The 14,918-nt window shown below is 65.0% G+C and carries 16 protein-coding genes; 4 read left to right on the forward strand and 12 right to left on the reverse strand.

Going from position 1 to position 14,918, the window contains the following annotated elements; genetic code table 11:
- Positions 1-159: 159 nt before the first annotated feature.
- On the reverse strand, positions 160-513 hold the full coding sequence (locus QX121_RS08755; protein WP_315811687.1) for a hypothetical protein: 354 nt from the start codon (positions 511-513) through the stop codon (positions 160-162).
- Positions 514-534: 21 nt separating this feature from the next.
- Positions 535-1,596 (reverse strand): alpha/beta fold hydrolase, encoded by a 1,062-nt coding sequence (locus QX121_RS08760; RefSeq protein WP_315811688.1) that lies wholly within the window; start codon positions 1,594-1,596, stop codon positions 535-537.
- Between the two features lie 96 nt (positions 1,597-1,692).
- Between QX121_RS08760 and QX121_RS08765 the strand changes: the two genes are divergently transcribed.
- Positions 1,693-1,965 (forward strand): DUF2277 domain-containing protein, encoded by a 273-nt coding sequence (locus QX121_RS08765; protein WP_315717862.1) that lies wholly within the window; start codon positions 1,693-1,695, stop codon positions 1,963-1,965.
- Between the two features lie 30 nt (positions 1,966-1,995).
- Here the strand turns inward: QX121_RS08765 and QX121_RS08770 are convergent, their stop codons facing one another.
- Positions 1,996-2,523 carry a collagen-like protein gene (locus QX121_RS08770; RefSeq protein ID WP_315775966.1) on the reverse strand — a complete coding sequence of 176 codons (528 nt, stop codon included), beginning with the start codon at positions 2,521-2,523 and terminating at the stop codon, positions 1,996-1,998.
- A gap of 161 nt (positions 2,524-2,684) precedes the next feature.
- Entirely contained in the window at positions 2,685-2,954 is a 270-nt protein-coding gene (locus QX121_RS08775; RefSeq protein ID WP_315717831.1) for a helix-turn-helix domain-containing protein, read from the reverse strand.
- 416 nt (positions 2,955-3,370) lie between these two features.
- On the opposite strand from QX121_RS08775, the gene QX121_RS08780 reads away from it, so the two are divergent.
- On the forward strand, positions 3,371-3,811 hold the full coding sequence (locus tag QX121_RS08780; protein WP_315717830.1) for a hypothetical protein: 441 nt from the start codon (positions 3,371-3,373) through the stop codon (positions 3,809-3,811).
- Between the two features lie 532 nt (positions 3,812-4,343).
- Positions 4,344-6,035 (forward strand): IS1182 family transposase, encoded by a 1,692-nt coding sequence (locus QX121_RS08785; protein WP_315811689.1) that lies wholly within the window; start codon positions 4,344-4,346, stop codon positions 6,033-6,035.
- Positions 6,036-6,449: 414 nt separating this feature from the next.
- Here QX121_RS08785 and QX121_RS08790 read toward each other — a convergent pair whose 3' ends face one another.
- A complete protein-coding gene (locus QX121_RS08790) occupies positions 6,450-6,977 on the reverse strand; it encodes a mismatch-specific DNA-glycosylase (protein WP_315738735.1) in 528 nt (175 codons plus the stop codon).
- 108 nt (positions 6,978-7,085) lie between these two features.
- On the opposite strand from QX121_RS08790, the gene QX121_RS08795 reads away from it, so the two are divergent.
- Positions 7,086-7,706: a glutathione S-transferase gene (locus tag QX121_RS08795; RefSeq protein ID WP_315811690.1), complete on the forward strand. Its 621-nt coding sequence runs from the start codon at positions 7,086-7,088 to the stop codon at positions 7,704-7,706.
- 33 nt (positions 7,707-7,739) lie between these two features.
- Here QX121_RS08795 and QX121_RS08800 read toward each other — a convergent pair whose 3' ends face one another.
- The 7 genes from QX121_RS08800 to QX121_RS08830 form a co-directional block, all read right to left on the reverse strand.
- Positions 7,740-8,009: a hypothetical protein gene (locus QX121_RS08800; RefSeq protein WP_315738575.1), complete on the reverse strand. Its 270-nt coding sequence runs from the start codon at positions 8,007-8,009 to the stop codon at positions 7,740-7,742.
- Between the two features lie 195 nt (positions 8,010-8,204).
- Positions 8,205-8,462 (reverse strand): hypothetical protein, encoded by a 258-nt coding sequence (locus tag QX121_RS08805; RefSeq protein WP_315738574.1) that lies wholly within the window; start codon positions 8,460-8,462, stop codon positions 8,205-8,207.
- Positions 8,463-8,650: 188 nt separating this feature from the next.
- Positions 8,651-9,910, reverse strand: a complete 1,260-nt coding sequence (locus tag QX121_RS08810; protein ID WP_315796701.1) for an acyltransferase — start codon at positions 9,908-9,910, stop codon at positions 8,651-8,653.
- A 434-nt stretch (positions 9,911-10,344) separates the two neighbouring features.
- Positions 10,345-10,731 carry a RidA family protein gene (locus QX121_RS08815; protein ID WP_315811691.1) on the reverse strand — a complete coding sequence of 129 codons (387 nt, stop codon included), beginning with the start codon at positions 10,729-10,731 and terminating at the stop codon, positions 10,345-10,347.
- A 512-nt stretch (positions 10,732-11,243) separates the two neighbouring features.
- Positions 11,244-13,145 carry a phosphomethylpyrimidine synthase ThiC gene (thiC, locus tag QX121_RS08820; RefSeq protein ID WP_315811692.1) on the reverse strand — a complete coding sequence of 634 codons (1,902 nt, stop codon included), beginning with the start codon at positions 13,143-13,145 and terminating at the stop codon, positions 11,244-11,246.
- 387 nt (positions 13,146-13,532) lie between these two features.
- Complete coding sequence (locus QX121_RS08825) at positions 13,533-14,141, reverse strand: thiamine phosphate synthase (RefSeq protein ID WP_315811693.1); 609 nt, start codon at positions 14,139-14,141, stop codon at positions 13,533-13,535.
- A complete protein-coding gene (locus tag QX121_RS08830) occupies positions 14,128-14,910 on the reverse strand; it encodes a thiazole synthase (RefSeq protein WP_315811694.1) in 783 nt (260 codons plus the stop codon). The genes QX121_RS08825 and QX121_RS08830 overlap by 14 nt, the downstream gene beginning before the upstream one ends.
- Positions 14,911-14,918: the final 8 nt, after the last annotated feature.

The raw sequence follows: 14,918 nt of genomic DNA on the forward strand, positions 1-14,918 counted from the left end.
ATCAAGAATCTTCAGGTTCATGCATGACACATTCTGTACACTATTTCGGCCGGTTTCCGCGACTGTTGACTTAGGTCAATCGGAGCTAGTCACGAAACCGGAGGTCACTTCTCGTGCCGCTAATGAGTCGCATGAGTGGTAGCCGCACGCGCCAGCGCCTCATACGGCATCGGCGGGAACGAAACAGCTGATGATGATGTCGCCGCGGTGATGGACGTACCACACCACGGCCTCGCCGATCGGGTTGCCGCGGTCGCGGATGATGGCGCGTTCCGGCACCGCCATCCACCGGCCTTCGATCGGCACCCAATAGGTGCCGTCGCGCACGTCATAGGTCGTGCGGTGGCCGTCGGAGACATCGCAGCATGGCACGCCGTTGGGCGCGATCACGCTCTTGAACCACGCGCGAATGTCAGGTGGGACGTTGTCGAACTGCCCGTTGTCGAAGGCGGCGGCGACGGTCGCGCAGGCGAGCGAGCCCATCGTGAGACCGGCCAGCACCATCCTGCGCATTCAACGCTCCCTTCTGCGGACCTACATGCCGCGCTGTGGCGCCGTCGCCAGCAATTCGCGCAGCGGCTCGGCGTAGAACTTCGCATTTCCGGTGGTCAGGTGGCCGCGCGTTTCGGCCGAGGTCGGGATGAGCAGGAGCTTGCCGTTGGCGACGCGCTTCATGGCGTCGACCGTCACGCCGGTCTCCGGCGGGTTGCGCTCGTCGTCGGCCGAGTTGATCAGCATCACGGTCGCCTTGATCTTGTCGAGATCGGCAGACGGATTGTAGTCGTGCGACGAGTCCCACTGATAGATGAAGTCGTTGGCGTCGGTGGGAATGGGCGTGGCGAGCCGCTCCTCGACCAGCTTGTCGGCCTTGGCCGCGGTCGGTGCCGCGAGCTGATAGGCGATGGTGCCGCCGGCCGTGGCGGTGGCATAGGCCGTGACGGCATATTTCATCATGCGCGGCTGTGCGGTGTAGTTGCCGCCATTGTAGTCGGGATCGTTGCGGATCGTCTCCAGCATCAGCCGGCGCAGCATCCAGTTGCGGGCCGCCATTTCAGTCGGCTGCGAGGCCATCGGCACCGCGGCGTCCATGAAGTCCGGATAGCGCGTGGCCCACACCCAGCTGTGCATCCCGCCCATGGAATTGCCGATCACGAGCCGGACGTGCTTGATGCCGAGGCCCTCGGTCAGCAGGCGATGCTGCGCATCGACCATGTCGGCATAGTCATAGGCGGGAAACCTGGTCTTCAGCCCGTCGGAGGGCTTCGACGATTTGCCGTGGCCGATGCTGTCGGGAATGATGATGTAGTACCTGGTCGCATCGAGCGGCTGGTCCTTGCCGAACAATTCGCCGGCGAAGGTCGGCACCAGCATGCTTCCGCCTGAGCCGCCGGTGCCATGCAGCACCAGCACCGGCTGCCCGGTCGGCTCGCCGACGGTCGTATAGTGCAGCCTCAGCTCCGGCAGCGTCTCGCCGGTGTGAAACTTGAAATCCTTGACGACGAAGTCGCCCTGCTTCGGGGCGGGATAGTCGGCGGCGCGGGCCGGCGCGCAAAAAACGACGACGGCGGCAAAAACGGCGGCAAGCGGTCGAACCATGGACTCCCCCTGATCATGCGCGACTCTTCCGGCCGCGTCGGGGACATGATAGCACGATCTGCGACTTGGTTCAGTACCGGATTGATGGGACTCATCATGTGCCGCAACATCAAGACGCTGTTCAATTTCGAGCCGCCGGCGACGGAGGCTGAAATTCAGGCCTCGGCCCTGCAATTCGTGCGCAAGCTGTCCGGCTTCAATGCGCCGTCGCAGGCCAACGAGGCCGCCTTCGCCCGCGCGGTCGAGGAGGTGGCCGACGCCGCGCGGCGGCTCTTGACCTCGCTGCAGACCCAGGCCCCGCCGCGCGACCGCGAGATCGAGGCGGCCAAGGCGCGGGAGCGTTCGGCGGCCAGGTTCGGCCCGCGCTGAGGCCCATCGTGCCCTGACAGAAGGCGAAGCTCAGAACCCATCGTCGTCGTGGTCGTGGCGGTCCTGGGCTTGCTTGTCGTGCTTCTTCTTTTTCTTGCCCTTTTTCTTTTTCTTCTTCTTCGGGATGTCGATGTCGTGCGGATCGTCGTCCTCGAAGGCCTCGTCCAGCGCATCGTCATGGGTCGTCGCGGCGAAGATGTCGCGCACCGCGACCAGCTCGGCCTCGCGCTCATGCGCCTCGCGATCCCGCGCGCGCTTGTAGTCGTCATAGGCCGCGAAGATCTGCTCGAGCCAGGGCATCAGCTGATCGATCGTCGGCAGCGTGCCCGGCGGTCCCGGTTCACCCTGCGGACCTTGAGGCCCCTGCGGTCCCGGCTTGCCGGGCGGGCCTTGCTCGCCGCGCGGCCCTTGCGGGCCGGGCTTGCCTTGCGCACCTGCCTTGCCGTCGGAACCCGGCTTGCCGCGCTGACCATCTGGCCCGCGCCGCCCGGGCTGCCCCTGCGGGCCACGTGGACCCACGGGGCCCTGCAGGCCGCGTCCGGCCGGATTCTTTGCCACTACCGCAACTCCGCTACACACCTCTGATTCGCGGCGAAGCGTAACAGAGCCGCGATGATGGCAGCAATTGCAGCAGGGCTGCGAGGCCGATTGATCAACATCAATCGGCCTCGCATCCTGATGAGTTCCACGCGATGGGATATCGCGTGGCCGCCGTTGGATCAGGCCGAATAGGCCGGCACCGCGATGCCGTCGGCCGTGTAGATGCGGATCTTGTTGCGCAAAGTGCGCACGGGCATGCCGAGCAGCCTTGCTGCGTGGGTACGGTTGCCGTTGCAGCGCGCCAGGGTCTGCACGATGAGCTCGCGCTCGATCTCGGACAACGGCGTGCCGATCAACAGCGGCAGGACCTCCGCCGCGGAGCGCGACGGTGGCATGGCAAGCGGCACGAGTGACGGACTTGCGGCTTCGGATGACAATTCTTGCGACATAACTCCTCCCGATCAACGCCCACGCCGACACTGAAACGACGCGCAAACATCGAGACCAACTAAACATCCAGCCCGTAGATCACCGTGGTCCGACAAGGTTAATGGGGCCTTAACGCGGGCGTCCTGTTGTCGCACCGGTGCCGAATACCCCGAAATGGCCTTGGTTTCGCGCGGGTCTCGACCCATTTGGCCGGCGTCGACGCGCGTCCACGATGGGGGTGCAGAGGACTAATCGTCGGACCGCCACAGTTCCTGCGCTGCGAGCGCATCATATCGAACACACCGGCGGCTGCGCATGCACGGTGCCGTGCAAAGGGCTAAATTCGGCCCGATCGATTCGCTTAGTGGGGCACGATCGTCGCACACGGCCATCGAATTACCTCAAGCCCAAATTCACTTCGCTGGAGACTTCATCCATGACAATTGCATCCTCGCTTCGCGGTCTGCTGGTGGCACTGACAGCTGCTTGCGGCGCTGTCATTCCGGCCACGGCGCACGCAGATGGCGGCTTCATCACGCTGACCATCTACAAAGCGGGGTGGATCATCGGCGGCTCCGGCGGCAGCGGCGTGTTGAACTTTCATGGCCGCGCCTATCCGCTGTCGACCGGCGGCCTCGACTGGGGCCTGGTGTTCGGCGGCTCGCGCACGGTGCTGCGCGGCCGCGTCAGCAACATCTGGCGTCCGTCCGACGTCGAGGGCGTCTATGGCGCCGCCGGCGCGGGCCTTGCCGTCGGCCGCGGCGTGCGCGGCATCGTGCTGACCAACCAGAAGGGCGCGGTGCTGGAGCTCTCGGGTGAGCAGATCGGCCTCTTGGCGAACGTCGATCTGTCGGGGCTTGCTATCACGATCAGGTAGTTGCGTCGTCGTCGTCATCGTGGACGCCTAGCAACTCACAACAGGTGTCATCGCCCGGCTTGACTGGGCGATGGCCGTTGTTGCGTGCTGAGCATTGCCAACACCGTCTCTCTCCCTCTCTTCTGCTCATAAGCCCGCGCTCTCGCCGCACCGCGTGCGCGAGGGATGCATCGTGAGAGCCCCGTCGAAAATCGAGAGGGGCAGGGAAGGCCGGGAGCTCGCCGCTCCCATGGTCCGCGTGCAACAAAAAAGCACGCGGCAGAACCACAGGTTCGGCGGAGACATCCCGGCCTTCCCTGCGCGCATGGTTTGACGGCTTATACGTGGTCTCCCTGGTGCGCCGGGCTTGTTGGCCACCATTGCGCGCGCTACGCTTTCGCATGAGCACGCACGTGACACCAGCTTCGGGGTGTCAGGACATCACGACTTCACCGTACGTGACAGCCGGCGCTCGTCGGGCGCAGCCACCACGTCCACCGCGGCCCACCTCCACGTATCGTGACGACGCGTACGTCCCTCTGCATGAGGCGGGTTGAGCGAAAACATCGTCCTGATTTGCCCGACGAGGCTGGGCAAGAACTCAGTGTTCACGGTAAGATTTGGGGGCATGACGAATCGGCCGTTCAAGAGCGGCGAGAGCCGCGATCAAAAGAGCCTGCTTCCGCCTCGGATTGAGGATTATGTCGGGCCGGACAATCCGGTTCGTGCGATTGACAGCTACGTCAACGCTCTCGATCTGGCCAAGCTTGGCTTCCGCCACGCCAAGCGGAGGGGATCGGGTGTCGGGCAGCCGCCGTACGATCCGGCGGACCTGCTGAAGCTTTATCTCTATGGTTATCTGAACCAGATCAGATCGTCGCGCCGGCTCGAGCGTGAAGCCGGCCGCAATCTGGAGCTGATCTGGTTGTTGAGGAACCTGAAGCCCGGCTATCGGACGATTGCGAACTTCCGCAAGGAGAACTGGGCTGCCTTGAAGGCGGCGAACCGTAGCTTCGTCCTGTTGCTGCAGGAGATCGGGTTGATCGGCGGGACCCTGGTCGCGGTCGACGGCGCGCTGTTCCACGGCAATGCCAGCAAGGACAGCATCTTCACGCGCGGGAAGCTCGCCAAACAGATCGCCAAGCTCGATGAGGAGATTGAGGCGTACGGCAAGTCTCTCGACACCAACGACGCGGCGGAAGCCAAGCAGCCCGACGACGGCAAGGATGGCAACAAGGATGGCGGCGATGTCGGGGACAAGATCAAGGAGCTGATGGCCAGGCGTGAACGCGCACAGTCCGATCTGGAGAACCTGGACAAGGGCGACAAGGGACAGGTGTCGAAGACCGATTCCGATGCGCGACTGCTGAGCAAGGGCGACCAGACGATCGCAGGCTACAATGTCCAGAGCGTCGTCGACGACAAGCATAAGCTGATCATCGCCAGCGAGGTCGTCAATCGCAGCGATACAGGACACCTTCATATGATGGCGAAGGCGGCCAAGGAGGGCCTCCAGGTCGAGGCGCTGCAGATACTGGCAGATGTCGGCTATTACAACAGCGAGGATATCAAGGCTTGCGAGGATGACGGCGTCACCGCCTATGTCCCGCTGCATCACGGCAATGGCAAGAAGCACGGTCGCTTCACGCGAGGTGACTTCACCTACAATTCCGCGACCGACACCTACCAGTGTCCCGCAGGCCAAGCGCTGCATCCAACAAAGAAGCTCTGGAAGAATACGAGCGGCAGGATGGAACGCCGCTACCTGGCCTCCGTGGCGACTTGCGGCATCTGCCCCCTCAAGGCGTCTTGTCTCTCTGCGAAGGAAAAAAGCCGCCGCGTCTCTCGATGGGAGCACGAAGAGGTGCTGGATCGTCACCGCCAGAGGATGGCGAGCGAACAGGCCGGCCAATTGATGCGCCGCCGCTCGGCCATCGTCGAGCACCCGTTCGGCACGCTCAAGTGCCGCGCCGGCTATCAGCACTTCCTTGTCCGCGGCTTCGACAAGGTTCGCGGGGAATGGAGCCTCATGGCGCTCTGCTACAATCTCACCCGCGCCCTCAACATTCTCGGCTTCGACGACTTCCTCGCCCGCATCGCCGAATGGGCTCTTGCAGCTCTACATGCCACTTCCGGCGAAGCGAGGGGCGCATGGGAGGCGGTTTCGCTTGCCCTGATCCGATTCTGGACCATGATGCAGTCATGGCTCGAAATTGCACCGCGCCGAGCCCTCTCACCCCCCTAATTCGGATTCTTGCCCAGCCTCGACGTGGCAAGCGCGCGTGGGTGCGACAAACTAACACGACGGGCAGTTTGCGCATGATGCGCATGCGCGGATTGCCCGTCGGGCAGAGATAGGATGCTTCACCTCGGTGACGTGGATAGCCACAACCGCGCGTCGGATCGCCAGCATTGCGCTCTGCGATGCAGCGCCCTCTCCCCTTGTGGGAGAGGGCATCTCCGGCCGATCAGCCCGCTCGCTTGGGTGAGAGGTCTCTCTCAGCAAACTACGCTCGGAGAGGGACCCCTCACCCGAGCGCGTTTGCCGCTCTATACTACATGCCCTCTCCCACAAGGGGAGAGGGCGCAGTCATCGGCATTGCGCGGATCGTCGTCAGCGAGTCGCATGCCGCAATGATGATGGGCTTACTACCCATCATCACCGCACGCGAGTCGGCTGCGCGTCTGAGGTCTGGGCCAAATGCATCGCCAGCTCCCGCCACGGCGCCAATGTCCACGCACCCGACGCCGCGCCGGACGGCGAGGCGAGCACGAACGTGGTCGGGAAGTCGGCCTGCTCCGGCTGCAGCCCGAGCGCGGTCGCGCCGGTCGGCTGGCCATAGAACAGGCTCGCGGCCTTCTTGCTGGTGAAGGCGACCGTGGCTGGTCGATGCTGTCGGATCTTCGCAATGAAACCGGCGACGTCGACGCCGGCCTTCAGCGCGACATGGTCCATGCCCGCGCCCTGCTTGCACAGATCGGTGAAGCCGATGCCGAGCGCGCGCAGCGCTGGAAACTCGTGCGGCTGGTACAGCCGCGGCGTCAGGCCGACGGCGAACAGCGTCGGCCAGAAGCGGTTGCCGGGGTGGGCGTAATAGTGCCCGGTCGCCGCCGAGCGCTCGCTCGCGGCGGTGCCGACGAAGACGAGGCGCAGGCCGGGCTGGAGTTGGTCGGGCAGGCGATCCATGGCGCCGTTGTCGCATTGTTGCAGTCGTTGCAACAGGCTGTTGACGCGATGCTGCATTGTTGCTGCGGCGGCCGTGGTCTAGGTGACGGCGAGCAACAGGAGCACAGCATGTCGCAACGTCGTCTGTATCATTTCGTCCTTTCCGGCCACGCGCATCGCGTGCGGCTCATGTTGAGCCTGCTTGACCTGCCTTGCGAGCTCGTCGAGGTCGACCTCAAGGGCGGCGCGCACAAGCGGCCGGACTTTCTCGCGCTCAATTCGTTCGGCCAGGTGCCGGTGCTGGTCGACGGCGACGCCGTCATCCCGGACTCCAATGCGATCCTGGTCTATCTCGCCGGCCGCTATGACGGCTCGGGCAAATGGCTGCCGCGCGATCCGCTCGGCCAGGCGCAGGTCCAGCGCTGGCTGTCGGCCGCGGCCGGTCCGCTCGCGTTCGGCCCGGCAGCGGCGCGGGTGGCGACCTTGTTCGGCGCCCCGCTGGACATGGCGAGGGCGCATCAGCTCGCCAACAGCCTGTTCACGGTGATGGAGCGCGAACTCGCCGCGCGGCCGTTCCTCACCGGCGCGGCGCCGACCATCGCCGACGTCGCGCTCTACAGCTACACCGCGCACGCGCCCGAAGGCGGCGTGTCGCTGACGCCGTACCCGAGCGTGCAGGCGTGGCTGGCGCGGATCACTGATCTGCCCGGATTCGTGCCGATGCAGGCGAGCGCGGTCAGCGCCGCCTGACCGCCGCCATGCATGAATGCGTGCGAACGCCGCTTACAGGAAGCAGCGGCGCTCGTCGCGCAGCTTGAGCTGGATGTTGGTCGCCTCGACGAAGGTCGGCACCGGCTTGGAAACGATCTTGTAGGTCGACGGCCACTCCACCGGCTTCGACTGCAACTCGGTGTTCCAGATCTGGCAGATGCCGGTGTTGTCCCAGCGGATCACGTAGTAGCCGGACTTGGGCGCAGGCGCGGCGAAGGCGGTGGGCACGATCGAGGCGGCTGCAATGGCCGTGGCGGCAGCGAACGTGGTCAGGCGACGCATCATCAATCTCCTCAAACGAAACAACGACAATCGCCCGCCTGCGCGGGCCACCGGCCTTGCGGCCGGACCAAGGCCCAAGTGGTGCGACAAAAGCGCGCGCAACGCAAGCCGCCCGTGCCGTCGTTCACAGCGATGTCCGGGATGTGAATGACGACATGCAGCCGTCACATGGACGCGCGTCAGGCGCGCGCCGGCTTACAGCGTGCAGCGGCCCTGCTGGCGCAGCCTGATCTGGCGGGTCACGGCGTCGTTGAACGTCGGCACCGGCCGGCTGATGACCTGATAGCCTGACGGCCATGCGATCGGCTTGAAGGCGAAAGCCTCGCTCCAGACCTGGCAGATGCCGGTGTTGTCCCAGCGGATGATGTAGTAGCCGGCTTGCGCCGGCGCAGCGGCGAGCAGCGCGGCCGCGGCGAGGCCTGCGGCAAGACAGACTGTGGTGAAACGAGGCATCGTGAAAACTCCGGCAACAAACTGGCCCAGCCCGCGGCCGGCCCTATGTCGGAGCGGTCTCGATCAATTTGAAGGCAGCCGCGCGCGAATCGTGCGGCAAAAGCGCGCGATGCCCCCGGCCGATGATGAGGCGCGATGAGGCGGCGGAGCGAGAGGCCTCTCGGCCTGCGCAGCGCGTCGCGCAGGCCTCAGGAGTGGATGCCTCCGGCGCTCGGTCGGGACGAGAACCGGAGATCGCCGCTGAAGCTCGCGGTCGGAACCAGCGCCGGACCCGCGCCGGCGAGGAGCGGCTGCGAGGCCACCGGCCCCGCGCGCCGACGCAGGAAGTGGCGCTCGAGATAAGCGTAGGACAGCGTGGCCGCCACGACCGACAGCGGCAGCCCGATCGCGAGCCGCAGCGGCCACCAGACGCCGTAGCTGTCCAGGAAATTCAGGACCGGCAGGTGCCAGAGATAGATGCCGTAGAAGATCCGGCCGAGGAAGATCGCGACCGGCCATTCGAAGATGCGGTGGCAGATCGTGCCGTGGCTGCGCATCAGCATGGTCAACGCGAGGATGCCGGGAAGCACGCCGCACACCATGCTGCCGAACAGATAGTAGTTCATGCTCGGCCCGTCCGCCGACCAGAACAGGAAGGTGACCGTGCCCCAATAGATCAGGAGCGGCCACGCCAGCTTCGGCCAGAGCCGGTCGAGCGCGGGTGAGGTGCCGTGCGGCACCAGCCTGAGCACGACGGCCATCGCGCATCCCGCCATCAGTGCATCGGCGCGGGTGTCGAACGCGGTATAGAGCCGCCGCCACTCGGCCCCATCGAGCACCAGCGCCACGCGCCAGGCCCAGATCGCGGCCGCAATGGCGCAGATGGCGCCGACCAATCGCCAGGTGACGCCGAGGCGTTTGACCAGGACTGCGAAGGTCAGCGGCCACAGCAGATAGAACTGCTCCTCGGTCGACAGCGTCCAGGTGTGGCCGATGTCCTCGATCGTCTTCGGGTCGAACACATACCAGTAGTTGGCGATGTAGGAGAGCGCGATCGCGGCGCGTTCCAGCGCCGGCAGGAACGGCGGCCGCAGCAGCCAGGTGAACAGCAGATAGGCGGCGAGCATCAGCAGCAGCGGCGGCACGATCCGGGCGAAGCGCCGCGCATAGAACTGCCGGAACCTGATGTGGCCGTGCTTGTCGATGTCCCGCAGCAGCAGGCCGGTGATGTAGTAGGCGCTCGCCACGAAAAACAGGTCGATATAGAGCACGGCGCCCGGCACGAGCGTGTGCGAGACATGGGCCGTAACGACGCCCAGGGTCATCAGCCCGCGCATGCCGTCATGCGAGGGAACGTAGCCGAGCGGATAGACCTGGGCCTGGAAGGCCTCCCGGATCGCCTCCCGCAATGGCGCCGTGGCGGCGCCGACGAGGCGGAACAGGGCATGGATCGGCCATGAATAAAACATCTATCGTGAAATTTTCGGAGATAATGTTTCGGACTATTTAAATCCTATTTAAAATTTAAATCGGCCGCAAGAGACGAAAACAGCGGAGCGGGGGCCATTACGACGCAGGGTTGCAGCAGAATGAGGCAGGCCGCTCGCTGCGGTGGCAAACGGCGGCGCGGCTCGGCATCATTGCAGTGGATGAAGGGGACCTCGCGGTTGAACTGCGCTTGGGCGACGGCGAGTAGCTGAGGCCGGCGAATTCTGCAGGCGGAGCGGTTGCTTCCTGCACGGAGAACGCAGGGCGGGTTAGCGCCCGCGGGACGATTTCACCGCGGAGGGAATGTTTGCCAGGGCGCGTAACCCGCCGCCTGCGCGGAATGGTGGGTTACGCGAACGGCTTTCAGCCATGTGCGAGCGTGGAGAGATCGTCGGTTGCCGTCCGCTAACCCACCCTACCGTTTCACGACCGCCGCGACGCCCTCGATCTCGATCAGCATCTTCGGATCAGGCAGCGCCACCACCACGCAGGTGGTGCGCGCAGGGTAGGGTGCCGGCCCAAACGCCTCGGCATAGAGCCGGTTCATGGTCGCAACATCAGCGGCGCGCGTCAGCAGCACGTTGACCTTGACGAGGTCGCGAATATCAGCGCCGCCTTCGGTCAGGACGCGGGTGAAGTTCGTCACGACGTTGGCGAACTGCGCCTCGAAATTGTCGGGCAGGTTGCCGTGGGCGTCGAAGCCGGGAATGCCGGAGATGAAGAGGAGGTCGCCGACACGGGTGCCGAACGACAGCGGTGGGGCCTTGATGTGGGGTGGGGCCGGGATGTGGTGGATGGGCATGGCTTTCCATTCAATCTATTTGGATTGCTCACCAAACTCGCAAGGCCCGCGTGAGTAGCTCCAATGCGGACCTTGGAAGGCTTCCGAAAACTCCTACCAGTGCAAAAGCGACCGGCCACAAACAGGCCGCTAAGCCAAATAACCAGTGCTGCTTCGGTTCTCGAGAAGACCGTCCGGACATCGGATTCTCCCGCTCAATTTGGCGGGAAGGGTGATGTCTCTCGCTACAAAGTGCAAGGATGTAGCATGTAGCTAGCGGTCGCCTTAATGGATCATTAAAAATACATGCCACGTAAGTGGCTGGATCTGTTCGTTCGTGTTCCCTGTGGATAACGCGAATCGTTCTAAGTCTTCGAAGGCTGACAAGTGCGTTCCTAGTCCTCGCATCGATTGCCCGCCATTGATTGGGTGCGGAGGACAGGAAACTTGCAAGCTCAAAGCCGGGCTTTCGCCCGGCTTTGATGGATGGCCGGGTCTGCGCCGGGCCATGACGATGGAGAGAGCGGGGCGGCTCAGGACAGCGCCTTGTTGCTCTCCTTCACCTTCTCCGCATCCAGATACACGCTGCCGCCCATTTCCTTGAACTTGGCGCTCATCTGGGCCATGCCGTCCTCGATGGTGCCGCTGATGGTCATGCCAACGGTGGTCGGATCATTCAGCGTGGCGGCGTAGTCGCGGACGTCCTGGGTGATCTTCATCGAGCAGAATTTCGGGCCGCACATCGAGCAGAAATGCGCGACCTTGTGGGCTTCCTTCGGCAGGGTCTCGTCGTGGAAGTGCTTTGCGGTCTCCGGATCGAGGCCGAGGTTGAACTGGTCGGTCCAGCGGAAGTCGAAGCGGGCGCGGGACAGCGCGTCGTCGCGGAGCTGCGCTGCGGGATGGCCCTTGGCGAGATCGGCGGCGTGGGCGGCGATCTTGTAGGTGATGACGCCGACCTTGACGTCGTTGCGGTCGGGGAGACCGAGATGCTCCTTCGGCGTCACGTAGCACAGCATGGCGCAGCCGAACCAGCCGATCATCGCCGCACCGATGCCCGAAGTGATGTGGTCGTAGCCCGGCGCGATGTCGGTGGTCAGCGGCCCCAAGGTGTAGAACGGCGCCTCGCCGCACTCCTTGAGTTGCTTGTCCATGTTGATCTTGATCTTGTGCATCGGCACGTGGCCGGGGCCCTCGATCATGACCTGGCAACCCTTGTCCCAGGCGATCTTGGTGAGCTCGCCCAGCGTCTCCAGCTCCGCGAACTGGGCGCGGTCGTTGGCATCCGCGATCGAGCCCGGGCGCAGGCCGTCGCCGAGCGAGAACGAGACGTCATACTTGCGCATGATGTCGCAGATCTCCTCGAAATGGGTGTGGAGGAAGCTCTCCTTGTGATGCGCGAGGCACCACTTGGCCATGATCGAGCCGCCGCGGCTGACGATGCCGGTGACGCGGCTCGCGGTGAGGTGGATGTAGGCCAGCCGCACGCCGGCATGGATGGTGAAGTAGTCGACGCCCTGCTCGCACTGCTCGATCAGGGTGTCCTTGTAGAGCTCCCAGGTCAGCTGCACCGGGTCGCCGTTGCACTTCTCCAGCGCCTGGTAGATCGGCACGGTGCCGATCGGCACCGGCGAATTGCGCAGGATCCATTCGCGGGTGGTGTGGATGTTGCGGCCCGTCGAGAGGTCCATCACGGTGTCGGCGCCCCAGCGGATCGCCCACACCATCTTGTCGACTTCTTCTTCAACCGAGGAGGTCACCGCCGAGTTGCCGATATTGGCGTTGATCTTGGTGAGGAAGTTGCGGCCGATGATCATCGGCTCCAGCTCGGCATGGTTGATGTTGCAGGGGATGATGGCGCGTCCCCGCGCGATCTCCGAGCGCACGAACTCCGGGGTGATGAAGGCCGGGACCTCGGCGCCGAAGCTTTCGCCGTCGGCGAGCGCGGCCTCGGCGCGCTCGAGTTGGGCCTTGCGGCCGAGATTCTCGCGCTCGGCGACGTAGATCATCTCCTTGGTGATGATGCCGGCGCGGGCGAATTCGAGCTGGGTGATCTTGTGGCCGTCGAGGCCACGCAACGGCTTGTGGTGCGCGGTGAACGCTTTTGCGGCCTTGTCGGCGCCGACATTGCCGTTGTCCTCGGGCTTGATGTCGCGGCCGACATATTCCTCGACACCGCCGCGCTCGCGCACCCAGGCGGTGCGGGTGCGCGACAGGCCGGCGTTGACGTCGATCGTCACGGTCGGGTCGGTGTAGGGGCCGGAGGTGTCGTAGACCGGCAGGTTGGGCTCACCGGCGCCTTCGGAGAGGATGATCTCGCGCAGCGGCACGCGCAGGTCGGGCGCGGACTCCGGGGTCGCGTAGATCTTGCGCGAGGAGGGCAGCGGGCCGGTGGTGACGGCGGGCAGGGTGGTGTCGGGATTGGAGCGGATGTTCATGGGATCCTCCTTCTCAATCGTTGTTGTCGGAGTGAATGGGGGACGTCACTGCGAGGAGCACTTGCGACGAAGCAATCCAGGGCTGCTCACGTCGCTCTGGATTGCGTCGCTTCGCTCGCAATGACGGTGGAGAGAGTTGAGCCTCATGCCAGTTGCTCGCTCGTACCGAGCCGAGGGCGAAAATGAGTTGTCGACGTAAGGGGCGGATGCTGTTCAGGCTCCCTCCCCCCTTGTGGGGGAGGGTTGGGGAGGGGGGTAACCCCGCGTTCGGTGCTCGTGGCTCACCCCCCTCCCTAGCCCTCCCCCACAAGGGGGGAGGGAACGAGCTCGTGTGGGGCGAGGTCGGGGCCCAATCGCTCTCAGACGCATTCGCAATAGTGGCGCGCATCAGGCCGGCTCCTTCGTCGCATCGAGCCAGGCGCGGACGCGGGCGTCGGGGTCTACGTTCTGGGTGACGTCGCTGACGACCGCGATGGAATCGGCGCCAGCGGCAAAGATCTCCGCGGCCTGCTCCAGCTTGATGCCGCCGATCGCGACCAGCGGAATCGTGCCGACGCGCTTCTTCCACTCGGTGATCTTCGCGACGCCCTGCGGAGCGAAGCGCATCGCCTTCAACGTCGTCGGGAAGATCGGACCGAGCGCGACGTAGTCGGGCTTGGCGGCGAGCGCGGTTTCCAGCTCGGCGTCGTCATGGGTCGAGAGGCCGAGCGTCAGGCCGGCCTCCTTGATCGCGGCGACGTCGGCGTCGGCGAGATCCTCCTGGCCGAGATGGACGTGCGCGGCGCCGGCGACGATCGCGGCGCGCCAGTAGTCGTTGACGATCAGCCTGGTCGCGGTGCCCTTGGTGATGGCGAGCGCGTCGGTGACGATCTGCAGCGCCTCGCCGTCGTTGAGGTCTTTCGCGCGCAACTGCACCGTGCCGACGCCGAGCTTGGTGAGGCGCTCGACCCAGGCGAGGCTGTCGACGACGGGATAGAAGCGGTCAGGATACGGCATGCCAGAACGGTGTCCCAACGACAGGGGTGGAGGGCGAGGCGAAATCGCGGGCGTCCATCAGCCCGGCCTCGTAAGCGGTGCGGCCGGCCTCGCAGCCGAGCCGGAAGGCGCGCGCCATCGCGACCGGGTCGGCGGCTTTTGCCACCGCGGTGTTGAGCAGCACGGCGTCGTAGCCGAGCTCGAGCGCTTCCGCCGCGTGCGAGGGCGCGCCGAGGCCGGCGTCGACGACGAGGCTGATGTCAGGCAGGCGGTCGCGTAGGAGCTTGAGCGCATCGCGATTGGTGATGCCCTTGGCCGAGCCGATCGGCGCCGCCCAGGGCATCACGACCTTGCAGCCGGCATCGACCAGGCGCATCGCGACCGTGAGATCCTCGGTGCAATAGGGGAAGACCTCGAAACCGTCCTTGATCAGGATGGTCGCGGCTTCGACGAGCCCGACCACGTCGGGCTGCAGGGTGTCGTTGTCGCCGATCACCTCGAGCTTGATCCAGGACGTGCCGAACAATTCGCGCGCGAGCTTGGCGGTCGTCACCGCCTCGCGCACGCTGCGGCAGCCGGCGGTGTTCGGCAACACCGTGACATTCAGCTCGTTGATCAGCTTCCAGAACGCGTCGCCGGTCTTGCCGCCGGCGGCCTCGCGCCGCAGCGACACGGTGACGATTTCCGCGCCGGAGGCGCGGATCGCGTCCTGCATGATCGCGGGCGAGGGATAGAGCGCGGTGCCGATCAGCAGGCGGGAGGTGAAGGTCTTGTCGTAGAAGGTGGGCATCAATGGTC

This window comes from Bradyrhizobium sp. SZCCHNR2028 (assembly GCF_032380995.1).
In the GTDB taxonomy this organism is placed as follows: Bacteria; Pseudomonadota; Alphaproteobacteria; order Rhizobiales; family Xanthobacteraceae; genus Bradyrhizobium.

Excerpts from the sequence above, each read along its gene's own strand:
- QX121_RS08755 (WP_315811687.1), bottom strand. The coding sequence starts at position 513 with ATGCGCAGGATGGTGCTGGCCGGTCTCACGATGGGCTCGCTCGCCTGC.
- QX121_RS08760 (WP_315811688.1), bottom strand. The coding sequence starts at position 1,596 with ATGGTTCGACCGCTTGCCGCCGTTTTTGCCGCCGTCGTCGTTTTTTGC.
- QX121_RS08765 (WP_315717862.1), top strand. The coding sequence starts at position 1,693 with ATGTGCCGCAACATCAAGACGCTGTTCAATTTCGAGCCGCCGGCGACG.
- QX121_RS08775 (WP_315717831.1), bottom strand. The coding sequence starts at position 2,954 with ATGTCGCAAGAATTGTCATCCGAAGCCGCAAGTCCGTCACTCGTGCCG.
- QX121_RS08780 (WP_315717830.1), top strand. The coding sequence starts at position 3,371 with ATGACAATTGCATCCTCGCTTCGCGGTCTGCTGGTGGCACTGACAGCT.
- QX121_RS08790 (WP_315738735.1), bottom strand. The coding sequence starts at position 6,977 with ATGGATCGCCTGCCCGACCAACTCCAGCCCGGCCTGCGCCTCGTCTTC.
- QX121_RS08795 (WP_315811690.1), top strand. The coding sequence starts at position 7,086 with ATGTCGCAACGTCGTCTGTATCATTTCGTCCTTTCCGGCCACGCGCAT.
- QX121_RS08800 (WP_315738575.1), bottom strand. The coding sequence starts at position 8,009 with ATGCGTCGCCTGACCACGTTCGCTGCCGCCACGGCCATTGCAGCCGCC.
- QX121_RS08805 (WP_315738574.1), bottom strand. The coding sequence starts at position 8,462 with ATGCCTCGTTTCACCACAGTCTGTCTTGCCGCAGGCCTCGCCGCGGCC.
- QX121_RS08810 (WP_315796701.1), bottom strand. The coding sequence starts at position 9,910 with ATGTTTTATTCATGGCCGATCCATGCCCTGTTCCGCCTCGTCGGCGCC.
- QX121_RS08815 (WP_315811691.1), bottom strand. The coding sequence starts at position 10,731 with ATGCCCATCCACCACATCCCGGCCCCACCCCACATCAAGGCCCCACCG.
- thiC (WP_315811692.1), bottom strand. The coding sequence starts at position 13,145 with ATGAACATCCGCTCCAATCCCGACACCACCCTGCCCGCCGTCACCACC.
- QX121_RS08825 (WP_315811693.1), bottom strand. The coding sequence starts at position 14,141 with ATGCCGTATCCTGACCGCTTCTATCCCGTCGTCGACAGCCTCGCCTGG.
- QX121_RS08830 (WP_315811694.1), bottom strand. The coding sequence starts at position 14,910 with ATGCCCACCTTCTACGACAAGACCTTCACCTCCCGCCTGCTGATCGGC.